At 58.0% G+C, this 614-nt stretch carries 1 protein-coding gene; it reads right to left on the bottom strand.

What is annotated here, in order from left to right; translation table 11 throughout:
* On the bottom strand, positions 1 to 614 hold a 614-nt coding region (locus ILFOPFJJ_RS29650; RefSeq protein WP_173514103.1), incomplete at both ends, for an OmpW/AlkL family protein.

The raw sequence follows: 614 nt of genomic DNA, 5'->3' as shown, positions 1-614 counted from the left end.
CCACGGATCCATTTTCGCCTTGCCCTTCAGCGGACCGAGAACCTCATGGTCGGCCTCCCAATCGGTTTCGAGGAAGATCTTCTTCACATCGAAGTTTACGCCCCAATGCTCATCGACCATGTAGTCGAAACCAAACTGCAATGCGGCGCCCACATGATTGTCGACGTCGAGGTTATGGAAACCCGCCTTTTCGCTTTGGTTGTAGAACAGCGAGTAGTTAATGCCCGCGCCGACATAGGGCTTGAAGGCACCGAAATCGGTGAAGTGGTACTGCAGCGTAAGCGTCGGCGGCAGCAGCCAGGCCTTCCCGACCGGCACGCCGACGGCACCATCTTCCTTGATGTTGGCGTAGGTCGTGCCAAGGACGAGTTCCGCGGCGATGTTGTCAGTGAAGAAGTAGCTGATGTCGAGTTCCGGGATCAGAGAGTCCGAATAGGAAAGGTCCGAGTCAGGCACGCCGTTGATTGAGCCACTGTCCTCAGTGATGACGCCCAAAGCGCGCACACGGATCTGCCAAGGGCTTTGCCCGGTCGCCAAATCCTCTGCCACCGGGGCAACAGGCGGTGGTATCAGATCGGTAGCGGCTGCCCCGGATGCGAAAAAAGCCGCACCCA

Origin of the sequence: Sinorhizobium psoraleae (assembly GCF_013283645.1) — a bacterium.
In the GTDB taxonomy this organism is placed as follows: domain Bacteria; phylum Pseudomonadota; class Alphaproteobacteria; order Rhizobiales; family Rhizobiaceae; genus Sinorhizobium; species Sinorhizobium psoraleae.
The sequence above is the reverse complement of the archived record's forward strand: the minus strand, read 5'-3'. Positions and strand labels throughout refer to the sequence as shown.